This window comes from Mesorhizobium sp. M0898 (assembly GCF_040319695.1).
In the GTDB taxonomy this organism is placed as follows: Bacteria; Pseudomonadota; Alphaproteobacteria; order Rhizobiales; family Rhizobiaceae; genus Mesorhizobium.
This window is the reverse complement of sequence record NZ_JAMYOE010000035.1, coordinates 17144-37727: the sequence shown is the minus strand read 5'-3', so window position 1 is coordinate 37727 and position 20584 is coordinate 17144. Positions and strand designations below refer to the sequence as shown.

General features: G+C 62.7%; 20 protein-coding genes. 10 read left to right on the top strand and 10 right to left on the bottom strand.

The window, feature by feature from the left end; all coding sequences use genetic code 11:
* Nucleotides 1-41 precede the first annotated feature (41 nt).
* Nucleotides 42-431, bottom strand: a complete 390-nt coding sequence (locus NKH90_RS26710) for an RcnB family protein (protein ID WP_352473947.1) — start codon at nt 429-431, stop codon at nt 42-44.
* A 378-nt stretch (nt 432-809) separates the two neighbouring features.
* Here NKH90_RS26710 and NKH90_RS26705 point away from each other — a divergent pair, with 378 nt between their 5' ends.
* From NKH90_RS26705 to NKH90_RS26695, 3 genes are all read left to right on the top strand, one after another.
* A complete protein-coding gene (locus tag NKH90_RS26705; protein ID WP_352822027.1) occupies nt 810-2474 on the top strand; it encodes a Na/Pi cotransporter family protein in 1665 nt (554 codons plus the stop codon).
* 132 nt (nt 2475-2606) lie between these two features.
* Nucleotides 2607-2816, top strand: coding sequence for a DUF2061 domain-containing protein (locus tag NKH90_RS26700; RefSeq protein ID WP_292658743.1), 210 nt, complete (start codon nt 2607-2609; stop codon nt 2814-2816).
* A gap of 127 nt (nt 2817-2943) precedes the next feature.
* Entirely contained in the window at nt 2944-4125 is a 1182-nt protein-coding gene (locus tag NKH90_RS26695; protein ID WP_352473943.1) for an MFS transporter, read from the top strand.
* Nucleotides 4126-4127: 2 nt separating this feature from the next.
* On the opposite strand, the gene NKH90_RS26690 is transcribed toward NKH90_RS26695, so the two are convergent.
* Together NKH90_RS26690 and NKH90_RS26685 are read right to left on the bottom strand one after the other, a co-directional pair.
* Entirely contained in the window at nt 4128-4685 is a 558-nt protein-coding gene (locus tag NKH90_RS26690; RefSeq protein WP_352473942.1) for a GNAT family N-acetyltransferase, read from the bottom strand.
* A 56-nt stretch (nt 4686-4741) separates the two neighbouring features.
* Entirely contained in the window at nt 4742-5191 is a 450-nt protein-coding gene (locus NKH90_RS26685; protein WP_352822024.1) for a GatB/YqeY domain-containing protein, read from the bottom strand.
* 318 nt (nt 5192-5509) lie between these two features.
* Here NKH90_RS26685 and carA point away from each other — a divergent pair, with 318 nt between their 5' ends.
* Nucleotides 5510-6727: a glutamine-hydrolyzing carbamoyl-phosphate synthase small subunit gene (carA, locus tag NKH90_RS26680; protein WP_084641355.1), complete on the top strand. Its 1218-nt coding sequence runs from the start codon at nt 5510-5512 to the stop codon at nt 6725-6727.
* 55 nt (nt 6728-6782) lie between these two features.
* On the opposite strand, the gene NKH90_RS26675 is transcribed toward carA, so the two are convergent.
* The 3 genes from NKH90_RS26675 to mntR all read right to left on the bottom strand — a co-directional run bounded on the left by NKH90_RS26675 (nt 6783) and on the right by mntR (nt 9798).
* Nucleotides 6783-8051, bottom strand: a complete 1269-nt coding sequence (locus NKH90_RS26675; RefSeq protein WP_352822021.1) for a TCR/Tet family MFS transporter — start codon at nt 8049-8051, stop codon at nt 6783-6785.
* A gap of 150 nt (nt 8052-8201) precedes the next feature.
* Nucleotides 8202-9119, bottom strand: a complete 918-nt coding sequence (gene ypfJ / locus NKH90_RS26670) for a KPN_02809 family neutral zinc metallopeptidase (RefSeq protein WP_352822019.1) — start codon at nt 9117-9119, stop codon at nt 8202-8204.
* Nucleotides 9120-9342: 223 nt separating this feature from the next.
* Complete coding sequence (gene mntR, locus NKH90_RS26665) at nt 9343-9798, bottom strand: manganese-binding transcriptional regulator MntR (RefSeq protein ID WP_023678308.1); 456 nt, start codon at nt 9796-9798, stop codon at nt 9343-9345.
* 235 nt (nt 9799-10033) lie between these two features.
* Between mntR and NKH90_RS26660 the strand changes: the two genes are divergently transcribed.
* A complete protein-coding gene (locus NKH90_RS26660) occupies nt 10034-11401 on the top strand; it encodes an Nramp family divalent metal transporter (RefSeq protein ID WP_352473938.1) in 1368 nt (455 codons plus the stop codon).
* A 151-nt stretch (nt 11402-11552) separates the two neighbouring features.
* Complete coding sequence (locus tag NKH90_RS26655) at nt 11553-12206, top strand: dihydrofolate reductase family protein (protein ID WP_352473936.1); 654 nt, start codon at nt 11553-11555, stop codon at nt 12204-12206.
* 53 nt (nt 12207-12259) lie between these two features.
* Here the strand turns inward: NKH90_RS26655 and NKH90_RS26650 are convergent, their stop codons facing one another.
* Nucleotides 12260-13129, bottom strand: coding sequence for a LysR family transcriptional regulator (locus NKH90_RS26650; RefSeq protein ID WP_352567932.1), 870 nt, complete (start codon nt 13127-13129; stop codon nt 12260-12262).
* A 92-nt stretch (nt 13130-13221) separates the two neighbouring features.
* Between NKH90_RS26650 and NKH90_RS26645 the strand changes: the two genes are divergently transcribed.
* Nucleotides 13222-13821, top strand: a complete 600-nt coding sequence (locus tag NKH90_RS26645) for a LysE family translocator (protein ID WP_352473933.1) — start codon at nt 13222-13224, stop codon at nt 13819-13821.
* Nucleotides 13822-13823: 2 nt separating this feature from the next.
* Here the strand turns inward: NKH90_RS26645 and NKH90_RS26640 are convergent, their stop codons facing one another.
* Complete coding sequence (locus NKH90_RS26640) at nt 13824-14009, bottom strand: hypothetical protein (protein WP_352822014.1); 186 nt, start codon at nt 14007-14009, stop codon at nt 13824-13826.
* Nucleotides 14010-14155: 146 nt separating this feature from the next.
* The gene (locus tag NKH90_RS26635; protein ID WP_352822011.1) at nt 14156-15334 is read right to left on the bottom strand and encodes an MFS transporter; all 1179 of its coding nucleotides are present in this window, start codon (nt 15332-15334) and stop codon (nt 14156-14158) included.
* A 192-nt stretch (nt 15335-15526) separates the two neighbouring features.
* Between NKH90_RS26635 and NKH90_RS26630 the strand changes: the two genes are divergently transcribed.
* Together NKH90_RS26630 and NKH90_RS26625 are read left to right on the top strand one after the other, a co-directional pair.
* Nucleotides 15527-15883, top strand: a complete 357-nt coding sequence (locus NKH90_RS26630; RefSeq protein WP_023719360.1) for an ArsR/SmtB family transcription factor — start codon at nt 15527-15529, stop codon at nt 15881-15883.
* Nucleotides 15884-15977: 94 nt separating this feature from the next.
* Entirely contained in the window at nt 15978-16724 is a 747-nt protein-coding gene (locus tag NKH90_RS26625; protein WP_352822008.1) for a metallophosphoesterase family protein, read from the top strand.
* 86 nt (nt 16725-16810) lie between these two features.
* Here the strand turns inward: NKH90_RS26625 and NKH90_RS26620 are convergent, their stop codons facing one another.
* On the bottom strand, nt 16811-19237 hold the full coding sequence (locus NKH90_RS26620; protein WP_352822005.1) for a DNA/RNA non-specific endonuclease: 2427 nt from the start codon (nt 19235-19237) through the stop codon (nt 16811-16813).
* A gap of 281 nt (nt 19238-19518) precedes the next feature.
* On the opposite strand from NKH90_RS26620, the gene NKH90_RS26615 reads away from it, so the two are divergent.
* Entirely contained in the window at nt 19519-20391 is an 873-nt protein-coding gene (locus NKH90_RS26615) for an SH3 domain-containing protein (RefSeq protein WP_352822003.1), read from the top strand.
* Nucleotides 20392-20584: the final 193 nt, after the last annotated feature.

The following is a 20584-nucleotide window of genomic DNA, read 5'->3' as shown; positions in this document are numbered from 1 at the left end:
TCTTTCATTGACCAGCGCCGTGCCGGTCAGACGTTCCGCGGTCACTGCGTGGCGATGGCGCCGAAGATCAAGCCGGAAAGAACGCTGACCAGCAGATAGTCATTGCCAACCCGGATCCATTCCTGCCCGGGACCCGGACGGCGCAGGCCATAGTGGCGATAGTCGCGGATCGGCTGGTGACGCTTCCAGCTGGAATATCTCTGGCCGTTGCGCCAATGGCTGCGCTTCACAACGATCTTCTTCTTCACTAGGACGCGCTTGTTCACGTCGACATGCTTGTTCACGTCGACATGCCTGCCAGGCTTCTGCCAGTCGACCTGGCTGTAGTTCGACTGCGGCGCGTTTGGTGTGTTCAGAGGTGCGGCCTGGCCCTGCCAGGTGGTTGCAGCCAGCATCGAGAAGGCAATGGCGGAAAGAACGATGCGTTTCATGGCGGGTACTCCTTGGTTGTCGATGCCTACGGAATAGAGCCGGAAGGATGAACCGAAACTGAACACCGAGATTACGTTTTCGTAATGATTTCTTACATTTAGAACGACTAATTCAGCGCTACCTTTAAAGCGGACGCCCGAGAATGGACGCATGACCCGCCGCAACTCCGCAGGCTATGCAACCATTTTGTCAGCCATCCATTTCCGACACGCCCCGTCGCGTGGCAACACGCGTCCGAACCGGGCAAAATTTATTATTCGGCTAAAATAAATCGGAGTAATATCAACGTCTGCAATGTCCACGATTCGCGCCCACTTTTGCCTCTTTGACTTCACCGCGCCCGCGTCGCTGGCACCTGTCGCGTTGCGGGGCCTGGCATGAGTGGCTCGGTCGTCTTGCTGCACCTGGCCGGTGCGGTCGCACTGATGCTGTTTGCCACCCGTCTGGTGAAGACCGGCGTCGAGCGCGCCTATGGCGATGTGCTGCGCCACAAACTGCGCGCGACAATGCGCAATCCGTTCATGGCGGTTCTGGCCGGCTGCGGCCTGGCTGTCGCGCTGCAAAGCTCGACCGCCGTCACCTTGCTGGTCGGCTCGTTCGCCGGCTCCGGTATTGTCAGCGGCATGTCGGGCCAGCTTGCGGTGCGCGGCGCCGAGATCGGCTCGGCACTGGTGGTCAAGCTGCTCACCTTCGATCTGTCGCTGCTGGTGCCGATCTGCCTGGTCGCCGGCACCGTCATGTTCATGGCCACCGAGCGGCGCGACTGGCGCCAGTTCGGCCGCATCCTGGTCGGCATCGGCCTGCTGCTTCTGTCGCTGGAGATGATCGGCCAGGCGTCGGAGCCACTGCGCCAGAGCACGCTGATGCCGCTCATCGTCGATTACTTCTCCGGCGATCCGGTTACCGCCTATCTTCTGGCGGCGTTGGTCACCTGGCTGTTCCATTCCTCGATCGCCGCGGTGCTGCTGATGGTGACGCTGGCCGGCCGCGGCTTCATCCCGCCCGAACTCGGTATCGTGCTGGTGCTGGGTGTCAATCTCGGCTCTTCGATCATCGCGCCGCTTCTAACCCGCAACGCAGAACCCGGCGTTCGTATCGTGCCGATCGGCAATCTCCTGATGCGCGGCATGGGTTCGCTGATCATGCTGATCCTGTTCCTGACGTTCAAACCGCCGGTCGCCTTCTTGGGCAACACGGTGCCCGAGCAGATCGTCAATGCCCACATTGTCTTCAACATCCTGATCCTGATCGCCGGCCTACCGCTGGCGAGCCTGGTCTATCGCGCCTCGGAAAGGATCGTGGCGTTGGGCACCAAGCCCCAGGCCGCCAACGCGCTCGACGTCGTCGAGCTTTCGGCGCTCAACGAAAGTGCGCTCGACGTGCCGAGCCAGGCATTGGCCAACGCCACCCGCGAGGTGGTGCGGGTCTGCGAAACGGTCGAGATCATGCTGAAACGGATCATCGAGCTCTATGAGAGCGCCGATGCCGACAAGATCGGCGCGTTGGCCGCACTCGACGACCGTGTCGACAGGAAGCACGCTGCGATCAAGCTCTATCTGGCCAGGGTCACCAAGAACCCGCTGAGCGAGGACGAGGCGCTGCGTTGCCAGGAGCTGATCGGCGCCTGCGTCAAGCTGGAGCAGGTCGGCGACATCATCGTGCGCAACATGCTGGTCCACGTGAAGAAGAAATTCGAGCGTGGGCTGGAGTTCACGCCGGAAGGCTGGCGTGAGCTTTGCGCCTTCCATGCCTTGGTGCTTGCCAATGCCAGGCTTGCCTTCAACGTGCTGGTGTCCCGCGATCCGGAGACCGCTCGCCAGTTGGTGCTGGAAAAGGACCGGCTGCGCGACCGCGAGAAGGAAACCAGCCAGAGCCATTTCGTGCGGCTGCGCGACGGCACCCCCAAGAGCGTCGAGACCAGTTCCATCCATCTCGACACCATTCGCGACCTCAAGCAGATCAACTCGCTGCTCGCCTCGATGGCCTATCCCGTTCTTGAAGAGCGTGGCCTGCTCACCGGTTCGCGGCTGAAGGCCGGATAGATTGCATCCACAGGCCGGGAAGCTTCACAACATCGCCTATGAAAATTGCGGTGGGCCAATGCGCAGAAATTATCTTTGCGCCACCTCCTGTCTGTCGGCTAAAGATCGCCGCATCTACCGGAAGGAAAGTCGATGGACACCCATTCTCGCAGCTTCGCCAAAGCGCTTTCCTGGCGCATCACCGGCACCATCGATACGATGATCATTTCGCTCGTCGTGACCGGAAGCATTAAGCTCGCCGCTGCCATCGGCCTGACCGAGGTCGTCACCAAGTCGCTGCTCTACTATCTTCACGAACGTGCGTGGCTGAAAATTCCTTACGGGAGGAAGGCAGCCGCCTAGCTCTTGCCTCCGCGCGGACGCCTGACCGGCGATCAAGAAAAGCTAAAGCGGCGTCGACAATTTCTGGATTGCCCGCTGCCCTCATCCGTGGTTTGAGGCGACCTTATCTGAGGATCGCCTTTCCGCCATGCTCCCCCTCATTGCCCTGTTCATTGCCGCCTTCGCCTTCGGCACTACCGAATTCGTCATCGCCGGCGTGCTGCCGCAGGTGGCGGAGGGCCTTGGTGTCGCGATCCCGACCGCCGGCTATCTCGTTTCCGGCTATGCCGGCGGCATTGCAGTCGGCGGCCCGCTGCTGGCGCTCGCCACCAAAAGCTTCTCCCGCAAGGCCCTGCTGCTTGGACTGACTGCAGCCTTCACCATCGGCCAGGCCGCCTGTGCGCTGGCGCCCGACTTCGCCTCGATGCTGCTGTTGCGGATAGCGGTGGCCGTCGCGCATGGCGCCTATTTCGGCGTTGCCATGGTGGTGGCCGTCGGCCTCGTGCGCGAAGACCAGCGCGGCATGGCGGTGGCGCTGATCCTGTCCGGCCTCACCGTATCGAACGTAATCGGCGTTCCGGCCGGCACGGCAATCGGCAACATCTGGGGATGGCGTGCGACATTCTGGGTGATGTGCGCGCTCGGTGTGGTGGCCTTCACGGCAGTCGGCGCCCTGCTGCCGCGCAAGACGGGATCGTCGAGCCCGTCGGCGAGCCTTGGAAGCGAGGTCCGTGTGCTCGCACGCCAGCAGGTCTGGACCTCGCTCATTATTATGCTGATGCTGATGATCGGCCAGTTCGGCCTGTTCACCTACATCACGCCGACGCTGCTTGAGGTCACCGGCCTCGACGAGAAATGGATACCTTGGGTGCTCTTGCTCAACGGGGTCGGCGCAACGATCGGCGTCTTTGTCGGCGGGCGGCTCGCCGACTGGAAGCTGATGCCGTCGCTTATCGCCATGCTTTTCCTACAGGCGGCAATGCTCGCCTTGATCTACGCTGTCGGCCCTTACCCGCTGCCGATGGTGATAGCGATCTTCGTCTGGGGCGGCCTCAACTTTGCCATCGGCACTCCGATCCAGACCCGCATCCTGACCTGGACCGCGGACGCCTCCAACCTTGCCTCGTCGCTCATCCCGTCGGGCTTCAATGTCGGCATCGCGCTCGCCGCATCGCTCGGCGCGGCGATGCTCAATGCCGGCTATGGCTATCGCAGCCTGCCGGTGGTTGGCGCGATCGCCATGCTGGTCGCCGTCGCGGTTGCGCTTGCCTCGCATGTCTGGGAATGGCGCAGCCGGGCTGCGCCGCCGCTGCCGGCTGCCGCCGAATAGGGCTACAGATCGATCCGGTAGCGCAGGCTTTCCGCGCCGCCATAGGCGGCGTCCTCGAAGAAACGCCCGACGAGCCGGCCGCCATTGGCCAGAACGACCTTCTGCGAGGGCACATTGTGAGGCTTGCAGGTGATTTCGACGAAGGGCAGGCCAACCGCCCTCGCCTCCACCAGCATCAGCCGCAGCGCCTCGGTCGCATAGCCGCGTCCCCGTTTCCACGGCACCACCGCATAGCCGATGTGGCCGAGCACATGCGACGGCAGCGACGCGGTGCCGTGCTGCCAGCGCAGGCCGATTGAGCCTGCGACTTCCCCGTCCCAGATCCAGCGCCGGAATCCGGGCAGCCGCGGCACCGTCGAACCGTCGGGCAAGGTGATCGGCGGTCCCTTGCCATCGGAATCGTCGAGATCGCCAAGGAAAGTCGCTGGATCCTTTTCGATAGCCGCAAGCTGCTCGCGCGTCGCGTCGAGCAGCCGCACATTGTCCGGCGACCAGCCGCGCTCGAGGGCCGCCTTGTAGGACGGCAGGTGTTCAAACGCCGGTTTGACGAGTTCGATCACGGGCGCGAGCTTTTGGCTGCCGGATTGCGGGCGCGACGGCAAGGGCCTTCGGCGGCTTACTGCAGCAGGCTCTTGACGATGCCGCTCGCCTTGGAGAAATCCATCTGGCCGGCGTATTTTTCCTTGAGCGCCGCCATCACCTTGCCCATGTCCTTGACGCCGCTGGCACCAGTCTCGGCGATGGCGGAACGGACGGCGCTTTCCGTCTCGGCCTGGCCCAGCTGCGTCGGCAGGAAGTCGCGGATGATGGCCATCTCGTCGCGCTCCTGCGCTGCAAGCTCCGGCCGCTTGCCGTCATCGAACGCCTTGGCCGATTCTTCGCGCTGCTTCACCATCTTGGCCAGTATCTGCAGGATCTCGTCATCGCTCGCCGGCTCCTTACCGGCGCCACGATTGGCGATGTCGCGGTCGTGAATGGCCGCCTGGATCAGCCGCAATGTCGGCAGCCGGCGCTTGTCCTGCGACTTCATCGCGCTCTTCAGGGATTCGGCGACTTTGCCTCGCATGGTGCTTTCTCCTTCGAATGCGGCGGACAATAGCCGTGCCGAAAGCCCAAGGCAAATGCGAAACTACCGCCAAATCCCTGATATTGTTCGACGAAATAAATCCGGGCTCGCACTTCCTGGAATCATTGACCGCCTTGGCGCCTTCCCCTATGTACTGGGCCTTGCATGAATTGAATTCTAGTGCACGTCGCCCAAAAATGCGTAGCGGTTTTGGGCAACGACAGGCACAAATGAAAACTTAGCGCGCCGAGGCTGTGAGATCGCCGCTTCGCGCCTTTTGTTGCGCCGACTGAGGGCGCAACCTTTAGGAGTGCCGCCATGGCAACGATGACAGCCGCGTCGACCCCCCCTTGGGCCAGCGAGAGGCCGACAGCCCTGCTGGTGCTGGCCGACGGCACTGTCATAGAGGGCCGCGGTCTGGGCGCCACCGGCTCCGCCGTCGCCGAGGTCTGCTTCAACACCGCGCTGACCGGCTACCAGGAGATACTCACCGACCCATCCTATGCCGGCCAGATCGTCACTTTCACCTTTCCGCATATCGGCAATATCGGCACCAATGACGAAGACATCGAGGACCTCAACCCGCTGGCCCGCGCCGGCGCCGTCGGCGCCGTGTTCAAGGCTGATGTCACCAACCCGTCGAATTACCGGGCCGGAACCGGTCTCGACCAGTGGCTGAAGAAGCGCGGCATCGTCGCACTTTCAGGCATCGACACGCGGGCGCTGACCGCGCTGATCCGCGAAAAGGGCATGCCCAATGCCGTCATCGCGCACGCGCCCGACGGTATCTTCGACGTCGATGACCTCAAGCGCCGCGCCGCCGCATGGTCAGGGCTTATCGGGCTTGATCTCGCCAAGGAGGTGACCTCCGGCCAGTCATCAGTCTGGCGCGAGACGCCTTGGGTCTGGAACGAGGGCTTTGGCGAACAGGCTGATCCGTCGATGCACGTCGTTGCCGTCGACTACGGCGTCAAGCGCAACATATTGCGCCTGCTGGCCGGCCTCGGCGCCAAGGTCACTGTGGTGCCGGCAAAAACCGGCGCCGAGGAGATCCTGGCGATGCGGCCGGACGGCATTTTTCTATCCAACGGCCCTGGCGATCCGGAAGCTACCGGCGACTACGCCGTTCCGGTTATCCAGGATCTGTTGAAGACCGAAATCCCGCTTTTCGGCATCTGCCTCGGCCACCAGATGCTGGCGCTGGCGCTGGGCGGCAAGACCGCAAAAATGCATCAGGGCCACCACGGCGCCAATCATCCCGTCAAGGACCACACCACCGGCAAGGTCGAGATCGTCTCGATGAACCATGGCTTTGCCGTCGACGCCGACTCATTGCCGAGCGGCGTCGAGGAAACCCATGTCTCGCTGTTCGACGGTTCGAATTGCGGCATTGCGCTCACCGGCAGGCCGGTCTTCTCGGTCCAGCATCATCCCGAAGCCTCGCCCGGCCCGCAGGATTCGCACTATCTGTTTCGCCGCTTCGTCAATCTCATCCGCGAAAAGCGCGGCGAGCCGGCACTGGCCGAGCGTGTTTAGCGCATTGCGTAAAAACGGATTTGATTGACGGCGCCGGCCGGGCTCCCGGCGCCGATCAAGCCCCGTCCGTCACGGCTTCCTGCGTGTGCATGCGTTTGACTTCCTTCGGCGTCGGCTTGGCCACCCTGGTGACGAAGACGACGAGCGCCAGCGTGAGGAAAATCGCGCCGAGCAGATAGGGGGCACCGCCGAAAACCACGGGCGCGTTCGGGCCCGTGAACCAGGAAAAGATCGCCGTATAAAGCAGCGGTGTGATGATCGAGGTGATCGAGAAGATCGAGGTCATTGCGCCTTGGAGTTCGCCCTGGGCGGAAGGTGGCACCTTGGCGGCCGCCAGGCTTCTGAGCGGCGGGTCGGCCAACGCCTCGAGACATCCGACGACGATCACTGCATAGATCATCCAGCCTTGTGACGCGAAGGCGTAGCCGAAGGCGCTGAGTGCGGTAAATGCCAGACCGATTACCGCCGTCTTCCACTCGCCGAGCTTAAGGATCACGCGCGGCAGGACTGTCGCCATGACGATCGCTCCGCACAGGCCGAAAGCGCCGAGCGAGAAGCCGATCTGTTGTTCGCTCCAGCCATAGCGATAACTGGAGACGAACGACCAGACCGCAGGATACATCATGTGCCCCAGCGTCATCAGAAAGAAGACAAGTCCGGTCCAGCCGATACCTTCGTAGTTGCGCATCTGGACGAGCGTGCCGACCGGGTTCGCGCGTTTCCACTCGAAGCGGCGACGGTGCTTGTTATCAAGTGTTTCCGGCAACAGAAACAGCGCGATCAGAAAGTTTGCGAAAGCAAGCCCGGCAGCGAAATAGAACGGCACACGCGGCCCGAACGTGCCGAGCAACCCGCCCAGAACCGGCCCGATGACGAAGCCGACGCCGAAAGCAATGCCGAGCAGCCCGAAATTCTTCGCACGATTTTCGTCGGTCGAGATATCGGCAATGAACGCCGATGTCGTGGAATAACTGGCGCCGGAAATGCCGGCCAGCACGCGGCCGATGAACAGCATCGGATAGGACCAGGCGATAGCGCAGATCAGATTGTCGATAGCGAACGTCAGCACCGAGGCGAGCAGAATTGGCCGCCGCCCGAACCGGTCGCTCAACCCGCCCATCACTGGTGCGAAAACGAACTGCATCGCCGCATAGACGAAGAACAGCCAGCCGCCCTCGATAGCCGCCTCGCTGATGCCGACGCCGGTCAATTCCCTGAGATAGGCCGGCAGCACCGGCATAATGATGCCGAAGCCGATGATGTCGAGCAGCAGGGTGGTGAAAACAAGCGCAAGGCCCCGCCTGGCGGTTTTGGGGTCTATCATGATGGTATCTCCTCGGGCCGCCCGAGCGAACGGGAACACACCTTATAGGCGAGCACATCGCTGGGAACAATGAGGGAACGGGCAGAGTGCTTTCATCCTGACATCCCCTGACTGCGATCCAGTCTCTCGGATTACGAGAAAACCGTCGGCTCAGATCGGGTTGTTGAACGTGTCGCAGTCCGAAAGCTTGCCGTTCTGGAAGCCTCGCGCCAGCCAGGTCTGCCGCTGCTGCGACGTGCCGTGGTTGAAGCTTTCCGGCACGACGTAGCCCTGCATCTTCTTCTGCAGCGTGTCGTCGCCGATCTGCTTGGCGGCGTTCAGTGCCTCCGCCATGTCGCCCTGTTCCAAGATGCCTTTCTGACCGGTGAAATGCGCCCAGATGCCGGCAAAGCAGTCGGCCTGCAACTCGACCTGCACCGACATGTGGTTGGCGTCCGCTTCGCCCATGCTCTGCCGCATCTGGTTGAATTTGGGCAGGATGCCGACGAGGTTCTGCACATGGTGGCCGACCTCATGCGCGATCACATAGGCCTGTGCGAAATCGCCCGAGGCACCGAACTGCTGATCGAGCTGCTGGAAGAAGGTGGTGTCGAGATAGACTTTGCGATCGTTGGGACAGTAGAATGGTCCGGCCGCTGACGAGGCAGAGCCGCAAGCAGAGCCGATCCGTCCGCTGAACAGGACCAGTTTTGGATCTTGATAGGTCAGGCCCTCGGACTGAAAAATACCGGTCCACGTGTCCTCGGTCTCGGCCAGCACAGTCGACACGAACTGCTTCATCTCGTCGGAGGCGGGCGCACCGGTGCCGCCGCCTTGCTCGCCGCTATTGTCAGTGATCTGGCCGCCGCCGGGCTGCAAGCCGCTGTTATCGAGGATCTGACTCGGGTCGAAGCCGAAATACCACCCTGCCAGGAAAATCAACCCTACGATGATAATGCCTGACATGCCGCCGCCGCCGGCGCGACCGCCGATCGGGATGCGAAACTGCCCCGGCCCGCCGCCAAGCCCGCCGCTCTGGCCGCGCTCGTCCTCGACATTGTCACTCTGACGACGGCCCTTCCAGAGCATGGCAACCCCCGTGATGCAATTTTCCGGCCGATCGGGCCGTGTCCCGGTTCGATCGGACACGACAACAATTATCTCAACGGTTACGCCAAGTCACAGTATTTTTCGTGCGAACAAGCAATGCTTGCTGACGCTTGCCTGCTCTGGCCGAGACATCGCAAGGTCTGTGCCGTTCACCGTGCTCGTGGGAAGCGAGTCGCGCGAAGAGATACGCTGGCCATGCTTTTCAGCGGGCGGCGATTATTGCCTTGCGAAAGGCTTCGAGCGTCTCGGCGCTGACGTGATGCTCGATGCCCTCGGCGTCGATGCGCGCCGTCTCGGCGCTGACCCCGAGCGAGCGCAGGAAGGCCTCGACCGTCTGGTGGCGAATGCGGCTCTCTTCCGCAACCTTGCGGCCGGCATCGGTCAGGAACACGCCGCGATAAGGCTTCCGGGAGACCAGCCCGTCGGCGCACAGCCGCGTCAGCATTTTCGCCACCGTCGGCTGAGCGACGCCGAGCCGTGCCGCGATATCGACCTGGCGCGCCTCGTTGCCATCCTCGATCAGGTCGGCGATGAGCTCGACATAATCCTCGACCAGCGCGCTGCGGCGCGCTTCACGCGTCTGCCTGAAGCCTTCCGAGTGGATTTCTGCGTCAGGCAGCGGCTTTTCGCGAGGAACCGGTCTTTTCTTCAGCGCCAATACGCGCTCCTCCCGGCAGTTTGAATCGACATTGCGGTCATAACACGGAACCCTATTGGTTCTGGCCGTTTATTTCCATTCGGTGGCCGGCGCAACCGGCGTTCACTGCCGTTCCGGCCGCACGCCAAGTGGCCACAAGAAAAAGCTCAGACAATGAAATATAGCATATTGCATAATGTTCAGCCGTGGCATAGATAAGGAGACAACATCGATCGTTCCAGTGGAAAGCCATTTCATGTCGGAAGCCGAAGCCACCTCAGCCCCCCGGTCCATGTGGCGATTTGCCCGCCCGGAGGACGACGAGCAGCCCAGCCTTCGCGAAGTCAACGCAACGATCGCGGTGCCGCACTCGGGGATCTGGCTTCGCCGGCTGTTCGCCTTCATGGGGCCGGGCTACATGGTTTCGGTCGGCTATATGGATCCGGGCAATTGGGCGACCGACCTCGCCGGCGGGGCCCAATTCGGCTACACGCTGCTTTTCATCATCATGTTGTCGAACCTGATGGCGATCCTGCTGCAGGCACTCGCCGCCCGGCTCGGCATCGCCACCGGCCGCGACCTTGCGCAGGCGTGCCGCGCCTATTATCCGCGACCGGTCAATTTCATGCTATGGGTCGCTTGCGAACTGGCCATCATCGCCTGCGACCTGGCCGAGGTCATTGGCACAGCGATCGCCTTGCAACTGCTGTTCGGCATTCCGCTGATAGGCGGCGCCATCATCACCGCGCTTGATGCCTTCCTGCTGCTGTTGCTGATGAACAAGGGCTTCCGTTTCCTCGAGGCCTTCATCATAGCGCTTTTGATTATCATCTTCGGCTGCTTCGCCATCCAGATCTTTGCCGCCGCCCCGCCGGTCGGCTCCATCCTGCATGCGATGTTCGTGCCGTCGTCCGAGATCGTCACCAATCCGGCCATGCTCTACATCGCCATCGGCATCATCGGCGCCACGGTGATGCCGCACAATCTCTATCTGCATTCCTCGATCGTGCAGACCCGCGCCTATGAGCGCACCGATCGCGGCAAGCGCGACGCCATCAAATGGGCGACGACCGACTCGACCATCGCGCTGATACTGGCGTTGTTCGTCAATGCTTCCATCCTGATCGTGTCGGCGGTGGCGTTCCACGGCACCGGTCATCATGACGTTGCCGAGATCGGCCAGGCCTTCGAGCTTCTGTCGCCGCTGCTTGGCCTCGGCATCGCTTCCATCCTGTTTGCCGTAGCGCTGCTCGCCTCCGGCCTGAACTCGACGGTGACGGCGACGCTCGCCGGCCAGATCGTGATGGAAGGGTTCTTGCGGCTGCGCATCCCGCAATGGGCGCGCCGCCTGCTGACGCGCGGCATCGCCATCATTCCGGTGGTGGTGGTCACCGCGCTCTATGGCGAGAAGGGAACCGGTCAGTTGCTGGTCTTCAGCCAGGTAATCCTGTCGATGCAGCTCCCCTTCGCTGTCGTACCGCTGGTGCAGTTCGTCTCGGACAAGCGCAAGATGGGCAATTTTGCCATTTCCCGCGCCGTCGCCGTGCTGGCCTGGGTGGTTGCCGCGCTCATCCTGGTGCTCAACTTCAAGCTGCTCTACGATACGGTCGTTGGCTTGGGCTGAGCGTTCTCGGCTCCAAGCTGAGACGATAAGGTCGGCAGTCACCTGCCCCCGGTCCTAGAAATTTGCCGGCCGCTGTCGGACAAATGTCCGTTCGCCCGTCCTTGGCTCGAACTCCGGCCATGACGGCACGGATCAGGGAAAGGGAGCTCCAATGAGGAAGATCATCGCCGCAACATTCGTCAGCCTCGACGGCGTCATGCAGGCGCCCGGCGGCCCGCAAGAGGACCCTGTCGGCGGCTTCAAATTCGGCGGCTGGACGTTTCATTACTGGGACGATGTGATGCGCGCCGCGATGGGCGAGACGTTTTCAAAACCGTTCGCGCTGCTTCTCGGCCGCAAGACTTACGACATCTTTGCCGCCCACTGGCCTTATCAGAAAAATGATCCGATCGCCGACAGCTTCAACGCCGTCACCAAATATGTGGCGACGCACAGGCCGGATTCGCTGTCCTGGCAAAACAGCCAGCCGCTCGGCAGCGATGTCGTGGCGACGTTGCGCCGGATGAAGCAGGAGGACGGCCCCGACCTGCTCATTCAGGGATCGAGCGAGCTGATCCAGACCTTGCTCGCCAATGACCTGATCGACGAGATCAGCCTGCTGATTTTCCCGCTGGTGCTGGGCAAGGGCAAAAAACTGTTCGGCAGCGGCACAATACCCGCCGCCTTCAAGCTGACCCGTTCGCAGGCATCGACCACCGGTGTCATCATGGCGAGCTATGAACGCTCCGGCGAGATCAAGACCGGGTCATTTGCCACGGAGCAGCCGTCCGAAGCCGAGATCGAGCGGCGCAAGAACTGGAAGTAGATGCCGCAGGGCGATCAAGGACGGCTGAACACTGGCCGTCCTTTTTGCTGTTTTTAAGCCGCCTCTCGTCGCCCTGCCAACCCATCGCGGAGGTGGCCCGCGAATGCCAGTGCAGCCGGCGCGACGTCGTGCTTCGGCAAATGCAGATTGATCGAAAAATTCGGCAATGACGGCAGCTCCGGATCGTTGGCCAAAATGTCGAGGTCGACAGGCACGGTCGACGCCAACCAGGTGGTGACGGCCAAGTCCGAACGCACTGTCGCCGTCGTCGCGTCAATGCTGCCGTTTTCGAATACGGTGCGCCATTCCAGCCCATGCTCGTTAAGCGCCTCCAGCACCACCGGGCGGAACGCACAGGTCTCGGCGACCATCGAAACCGGCAAGGGCCGCTTGCCGCGGGCGGCGCCGCCTTTGGCGCCGACCCAGACCAGCCGGTCGACAACAAGGCATTCGCCGGCCGACCGACCGATCGGCTCCTCGATCACCGCGAGTTCTATCGTGCCGGTCGCCAAGGCTGCGGCCAACTCTGGCGACGAAGCACAGACAAGCGAGATCTCGACCTGCGGATAGGCCTCGGCATAGGCCTTCAGCACCGGCGCAAGCAAGGTGCCGACAAGGTCGTACGGCACGCCGAGCCGCACCTGACCGGCAACCGCATCGCCCGCCATCTCCGCCAAGATCTCGTCATTGAGGGAAAGCAGGCGCTTGCCCTTGCCGAACAATCGCTCGCCGGAGCGGGTCAATCGCAATCCGCGCCGATCGCGATCGAACAGGCTGCAGCCGAGAACCTCTTCCAAACGCTTGATCTGCTGGCTGACGGCACCTTGCGTCAAATGCAGCGCGTTGGCCGCCGCCGTCATGCTGGCCTTGTCGGCAACGGTGACGAAGGTTCGAACCAGGGCAGTATCGAGGTTGCGGAGCATCTGGCTATTATATTTGCTAATACAGATCATAGCAAACATTGCATTTACTGATGAGCCAAACAGCCTACCGTGCAGGCTTCAAAGGAAGCAGCATGTTTGAAACCGTCCTTCCCCTCGTCCTGTTCGCGCTGGTCTCAACCTCAACGCCCGGCATGGCCACGACCTTATCGACGGCGTCCGGCGCGCAGTTCGGCTTTCGCCGCTCTATCCCGCTGATGGCCGGGAGTGCGGCCGGCTTGGCCACGGTGGCTGCGGCAGGTGCTGCCGGGCTCGCCGGTCTGCTGGCCGCCGCTCCTTCGCTGCAACTGGCAATGAAAATGGCCGGTACCCTCTATCTGACGTGGCTTGCCCTCAAGATCGGCCGCAGCGGTCCGCCCAATCTGGACGTGGCCATGGCAAAGCCGAACAGCTTTTTGGGCGGCGCCGGCCTGCAATGGATGAACCCCAAGGGCTGGGCCATGGGGCTGGGAGCGGCGGCATCCTTTGCCGCGCTCGCCAACGGGCCGCTGCAGCTCGCCGTGCTGCTCGGCACGGTCTTCGGTCTTGCAGCGGCCCTATCGCTGGCGGCGTGGTGCGTGGCGGGCACGCTGCTCGCCCGGTTGCTGCGAACCGAGCGGCAGTGGCGCATGCTCAACGCCGTGCTTGGTCTGCTGCTGGCCGCCTCGATCATCCCGATGTGGCGGACAGCGTAGGGTCAGTCTTTAGCTATGTCAGGCAGCGTAACGCGCCGCCGGCTTGCCGGCCAGAAGGCTGCCGAAGAAGCCTTGCGGACGCGAAGAAAGGCACCTCCCCCGGCAATATCGGCAAGACCCGGTACCGTGAATGCTTCACCCTTTGCCAGGCCAACCAGCGCTGCATCGACCAGATCGTCGGCGGTCATGACGATTTCTTGCGGAACGTTGGCGCGCTCGCTTCCGGCTACTTCCCAGAATTCGGCACTGGACGAAATCGCCGCGCTGGATTTTGACGCATCGCCCGCCGCGACTTGAACTATCGGCGGCGGGCAGCCAAGCTCCACTGACAGCCTTATTCGGCCGGCATCGCCACCGGACGCGCCGCCAGATGGCCCGCCAGTACTACGCCCAGACCGATGATCGGGAACGCCGCCGCGACCACGCCGAAGTCGGCCGGTGCGCCATAGCGCAGCACAGCGGCGCCGACCACGGCACCCAGTGCCACGCCGAGATAGAGCGCCGAAGCGTTCAGCGATAGCACGATGGGCGCGGCATCGGGCGCCAGCTTGATGATACGGCTGGCCTGCGCCGGCGGGAACGCCCAGCCGACGATGCCCCACGGCACCATCATGGCCATGAGCGCCGGCCCGGCGATCTCGCGCGGCAGAAACATCGGGATCAGCGAAAACGTGACCAGCATGGCGGCACTCAGCGCCAGCGACCAGCAGACGGTGCGCGTCGCGCCGAAACGGTCGGCGGCCTGCCCGCCGCCGATATTGCCGATGACCGCGCCAACGCCGAAAGCGAGCAGCATTCCGGGAAGCGCGATCGGGTTCAGTCCGCCGCCTTCGATCGCGAGCGGCGCGACAAAGGCAAAGACGGTGAAGGCGCCGATCAGGGCCAGGATGGTCGTCACCAGGATAGGCATGACGCCGGGGCGAAGTGCCGCTGCAAGCCGCATCCGGAGCGGCAGCCTGGTGCCGACGATGCCGCGCGGCAGCCGGTACCACAGGATCGCGCCGGCGAGCGCACCAAGGCCGGCGATTGCAAAGAAGGTGCCGCGCCAGCCGGCAACCGTCGCAACGAGCGCGCCGAGCGGTGCTCCGACCGCGACCGCAACCGTAGTGCCGCCGACGACCACGGCAATGGCGCGGGCGCGATGATGATCGTCGACAAGCGCAACGGCCGTTCCCTGTGCGGTCGCCGCGAACAAGCCTGACGACAGCGCCATGACGATGCGCGCGATCAACAGCAATTCGAAGGAGGAGCTTAGCGCCGCGGCGACGTTGCCCAACACGAAGAACACCAGCGTCCACAGGATGACGCGGCGCCGGTCCCATTCGCCGGTCAGCGTTGCCAGGATCGGCGTGCCGATCGCATAGGCGAGCGCAAACGCGGTGATCAGCGTGCCGGCGAGCGGAACGGAGATGGCGGCATCCTTTGCGATGTCGGGCAAAAGGCTGGAGATGACGAAACCTTCGGTCGAAATCGTGAACGATCCGAGCGCAAGCCAGATTAGGCGCTTATCCATGGCAATTTCCTTAGTTCAAAGGTTATTGAACAATTGGACATAACAGGGCATGATGTCAATAAAGCCGCTGCAAAATAGCCGAACCATCCTGACAGCCCGGTGTCAGGACGGGGCGACGGGACGAAACTATGTGTCCTTGGCCACGAGAGGAGATGCGTTGAAATCGGCTCCGAATGTGCTTAATTCCTGGGCATGACCTTGCCCCATCCGACCGCCGACCAGATCAGCCTGCCGAACGTGCTTGCCGTGCTCGGCGACCCGACGCGGCTGGCCATCGTGCGCTATCTCGCCAGCAAAGAGGGCGTGCCGCTGAATTGCAGCCGGTTTCTCGATCTCTGCTCGAAGACCAATCTGAGCTACCATTTGGCCAAGCTGCGTGAGGCCGGCGTCACCCGCACCGAGGCGGTTGGAACCAGCCGGCTGATCACGCTGCGCCGTGACGATCTCGACCGCCGCTTCCCGGGCCTGCTCGACAGCGTGATTGCCGCGGCCGGCGACGACGCATCGTTGCCGGCGGTCGGCGGCCACGAGATCGAAGTCCGCGCCTGAACGGCCCGAAGCTGGGTTCCGCTCTCGCCCGCTTCGCGAGGCGGGCAAAATAGCTTCACCTGCCCTCCAGCCATTCCAATTAACGGAGCCTGCCATGCGCATTGCCGTCCTCGCCGACATCCACGGCAATGTCCTGGCGCTCGACGCCGTGCTCGATGATCTGCGGCAGCGCGGCGGCGCCGACCTCATCGTCAATCTCGGCGATTGCGTTTCCGGCCCGCTCTGGCCGCGCGAGACCATGGAGCGGCTCGAGACGCTCGACCTGCCGACGGTGCGCGGCAACCACGACCGCCGCGTTGCCCGCGACACCGCCGACGAGACCATGTGGCCGTCCGACCGCTACGCGCAGGAACGGCTGACCGCAGGCCAACGCGAGGCGCTATTTGCGCTGCCCCTCACGCTGAAGGTGGCGCCCGGCATACTCGCCTTCCACGCCCGGCCCGACCACGACGAAAAATACCTGACTGACGCGATCCTCGACGGCCGGCTGGTGCGCGCGCCGCTGGCCGCCATCGAACGGCGGCTCGGCGCGATCGATGCCACCTGCCGTATCATGCTTTGCGGCCACAGCCACCGCAGCGAGCTGGTCCGCATTCCCGGCGGTCCGGTCATCTTCAACCCGGGCAGCATCGGCTGCCCGGCCTATCACGATGATACGCCGCCGGCGCATGTCTCCGAGCAGGGCTCGCCGCACGCCCGCTACGGCATCGTCGACTTGCATCCTGATCGTTTCGAAGCCATCGCCGTCGACTATGACCATGAGGCGGCGGCGTATCAGGCCGAGCAGGCGGGACGGCCCGAATGGGCCCACGCGCTGCGTACCGGCTTCATGCCGGGCTGAGCTTGCTCATCCCGGGCTGAGCCTGCTCATGCCTAGCTGAACGGATGACCGCCTTCGAGCGGCAGAAGTCGCGACCGGTCCAATCTTCAGTCGTCAGACGCCGATCGCTTCGATCGCTTGGCAGGATGTCGGGCGCTGGCCGCCGAAGTCTTGGACGCCAAAGTCTTGGACGTCGAAGTCTTGGTCGCCGAAGCCTTTGGCCGTGACGTCTTGGGCGCCAGTTGCGTTGGGTTGAAACTCTGTGCTGGGGCGGATTCGGAACCGGCCCGAATGTCGGCGTCGCGCACCTGCTGGCCAAAGTTCAGGCCGGTCAGCTCTTCAATCTCGGCCACCGTCGAAAGGAACTCCGATACCCTGGCAATTTCAAGCGGGTCATCGAATGCCTCGGCACGCTCGCCGAACGCTTCGGGCATCACTTCCAAAACCGGCTTCTGGTCCGCCAGCAGCGCGATGGCGCGCAGGCCAGCTTGATCGGACCACAGCGCGATCTTCCAGAACTTCAGCGGAACATGGCTTTCGAAGCGGTAGGGAGGATCGTCCTCGCCGAACACTGGCCCGGCAAACACCGTGACACGGCCTCGCATCGTATAGGCGTTGCGCAGCACATAGGTTTCTACCGCGCGCCATCTCAACTTCCCTTTGGAGCCGGGATGGTTAAGCGAGCTTCCTTGATTGAAGAAGCCGACTTGCGGCGCAGCATTGGTATAAAAGAACGTGTCGCGTTCTGCCGCGACCGCCTCCTGATCGACGCCCCATGCGGGGTCGCCGCGAAGTGTAATATGGCCCTTCTGGAACATTCGAGCGATTCGTTCCTTGGATTTTGCGACGGGAAATCCAGGCACATTCTGGCTCGAATAGAATTCCTGGGTCATCTGCTCGCCAAGGTCGATGCGCCGATCCGGCCGGAAAGCATCGCTGGCTTCCGAACCGGAAATCGACTCCACCCCCAATTCGACAAGCGACGGGTTGTCGATGACCGTCTTGTCCTCACGATTGACCGCCTTGGTGCGGGATCCATCGATATTGCAGGCGGTGACGAAGGCAAGCCTGCGATCGGCGTTCATCAAGATCGAAAAATGATGGTAGCGCAATTCGTGTGGGTCCTCTCCCGGTTTGGCAAGAAGGTTTTTGGCCAACCGGTAAGGTGAATTGGCAACCGTCGGCATTGCCAGGACAAAGCCCGGTATGAAGCCGGGCTCATACCCTCCACGATCGTCGAAATCCTCTGTTTTCCAACCCGCGGCCTCGGCGATGGCCACCTTCCCGGGTTCGCTTGCCGGGCCTTTGCCGTCGTTTCGTCTCGCATCGCCTCCGTCGCGGTCGATCAGCGGCGCCCGGACATTTATCTCGACGGGAAAAGTCCAGGTGACCGAGCCATCGGCATTGTGTCTCGTCGCCGGCGGATTGCGATCCGGTTCCGGCCGCTGCACCGGCCTGTCCGGCACATCTTCGCGAATATCGGCGTTCAGCCGAACTGTCTCGTCCATCATGCGCGGCATGCCGGCCCAAATCGCCAGAGCTTGCGAAACCGCCGATGCCGAGGAGCCCGGCAGCTTGGACTTTCTAGCACCCAGATGGTCAACGATGGCGCTGATCCGTATGCCTTCGTTGATCTCGCGCGCGAGCGCATAGCCACCTATGCCCGTCACCTCGTGGAACGGGCCGGCCCAATGGTGCAGGGCGATAGGTTCCCATTCATTGTTGAAGACCGGGGAGCCGGAAGAACCCTGTTCGGTGTCGGCGACATAGTGCAGCACTTGTACCGTTTCGTCGCGGGCCACCAGCCGGTTTTCACGCAACACCAGTTCCTTGAAGCGGCCATCGGGATGTTGGACGATGTTGGCGATTTCGCCGAGCATATGCTTGTCGCGCGCATCCGACAGCGAGATAAAACCGAACTCCCCCAGTTCCTTTGGGCCGGAACGCCGCTCGCCGACTCCGATCAGCGTATAGTCCAGACCCTCTATGCTATCGCTCACGAAACAGGATTCAGGATCGAACAGGAACGTCGTCGGCGTACGCACGGCATTCGCACCGTCCTGCTCATAATCGAACTGGACCTGGAAGCGCCGGGAATCCGCCGGCGACGAAATCACATGGTTGTTTGTGAGGAACAACCTTGGCCCGACGAGAAAACCCGATCCTTGCGGATTGCCGTTGAGAAAGGCAACGCGGCCAACCGCATCGGCAGCACGGCGCCCACGCTCGAGGAATGCGACCCCGATGAAATCGAGCGTTGGGCCGAGAATTGCCTCCGGCCCCGGCTGCTTGGCGGCGGCCTTTCTTTCCCCGGCAGACCTCATGTCGATCGCTGCCGATATCATCTCCGCTTCGGTGCGGCTGAGCGACGCCTTTACCTGCAGCCTGTCGAGCCGCCTGGAGAGGGTCTGTTCGGCGGCCAGCGGATTGCCGTTGGCGATGTGACCAAGTGAAGCCTCAATCTCGGCGCGCGTTTTCTTGATACGCTGGCGAACTATGTTTTCCACCTGCGCAAATATTTCAAGGTCGACCATATTGCCCTCCTCAACCTTACTTGAGAGAGTGCATATTTACATGAAATGTGCAATATTTTGCCGGCTGTTAGTTCACGGAAGTGGCTCGGTCGCGATTCAACACGCGGCACCTTTTCGGGCTTACACAGCGCCGTCTCGTCGCCTATAAAAACCGGCTGGCGTGCGATGGCGCTTTCGTGCCTGGCCGCGCCTTCGGCAATCGAACCTACCGCCCATGGCAGATGATTAGGCGCACAGTAACACTCCCGACGACGCTGCTTGCGATGGTTGCCGCTCCGCTGATGCTGGCGGAGTTGCCGGCCAATGGCCAGGAGCCGGAGCCCATCATCTCGATTGTGACGGGTCTTGCTCCGGATGATCTCCTGAACGTGCGCGCCACGGCGTCGGCCATGGGCAAGATCGAGGCGCGGCTGCCGAGTGGTTCGAGCGTGAAAAATCTCGGCTGCGGCGACGTCAGCGGCTACAAATGGTGCAAGGTCGAAGACATTGACGACCCGAAGCTGAGCGGATGGGCTCCCGCACGCTACCTCGATCCGATCAATCTCCGGCAAGTGACACCCCAGGCGGCGGCCGATACGGAGAGCCCTGCCTCTCAACCGCTGCCCGATCTGACAACGCGCCTCGGCGCAACCGCTCCCGAAACGACGCTGAACTCCGCTGACGCAATCGGCAGGGTGGCTATCGAGGACGCTTACCGCCTGGCCCTGGCCGCTGGAAACCCCTCGACTGGACAGGTTGATGGATCGCCGCCCGTGGCTGCGGACCCCGTCCGGAATTTCGGCGCGGCCAACGCGGCGCCCCCGGCCGACGCACAGACCGTTGCGCGGCTGCAGCCGCCGGGGACACCGGTACCCGGTGCCGGCAACGCCATCCCCTGTGCGCGCTATCTCGGCCAGCCGATGACCAGCTGCAAGGCAGGCGTGGTGCGCACCGGCGACAAGACCGACGTGACCGTGACCTGGCCCGATGGCGGCACGCGCATCATCAGCTTCAAGGCCGGCAAGCCGGCCGGTGCGGACGCACCCGGCGAATTCCGCTTCACCCGCGAGGGCAGCCTGAACATGATCCGCGTCGGTGCTTCCGAACGCTTCGAGATTACGGACGCTTTGGCGTTGGGGGATAGTGATAAGGGGAATAAGGCAGTAGGGCAGTAGGGCAATATGTTTAAAGGGCGCTCGAACCTCTGCCCTACTGCCCTACTGCCCTACTGCCCTACTGCCCTACTGCCCTACTGCCCTACTGCCTGCCATTTTAGGGGCTTACATCCGGCAAAACTCTTCCCTATAAGGCCCTCCTAGCCTGATACCAGAATCGCGCGCGCAACCGGCCGGGTCATCCCGTCCGGCT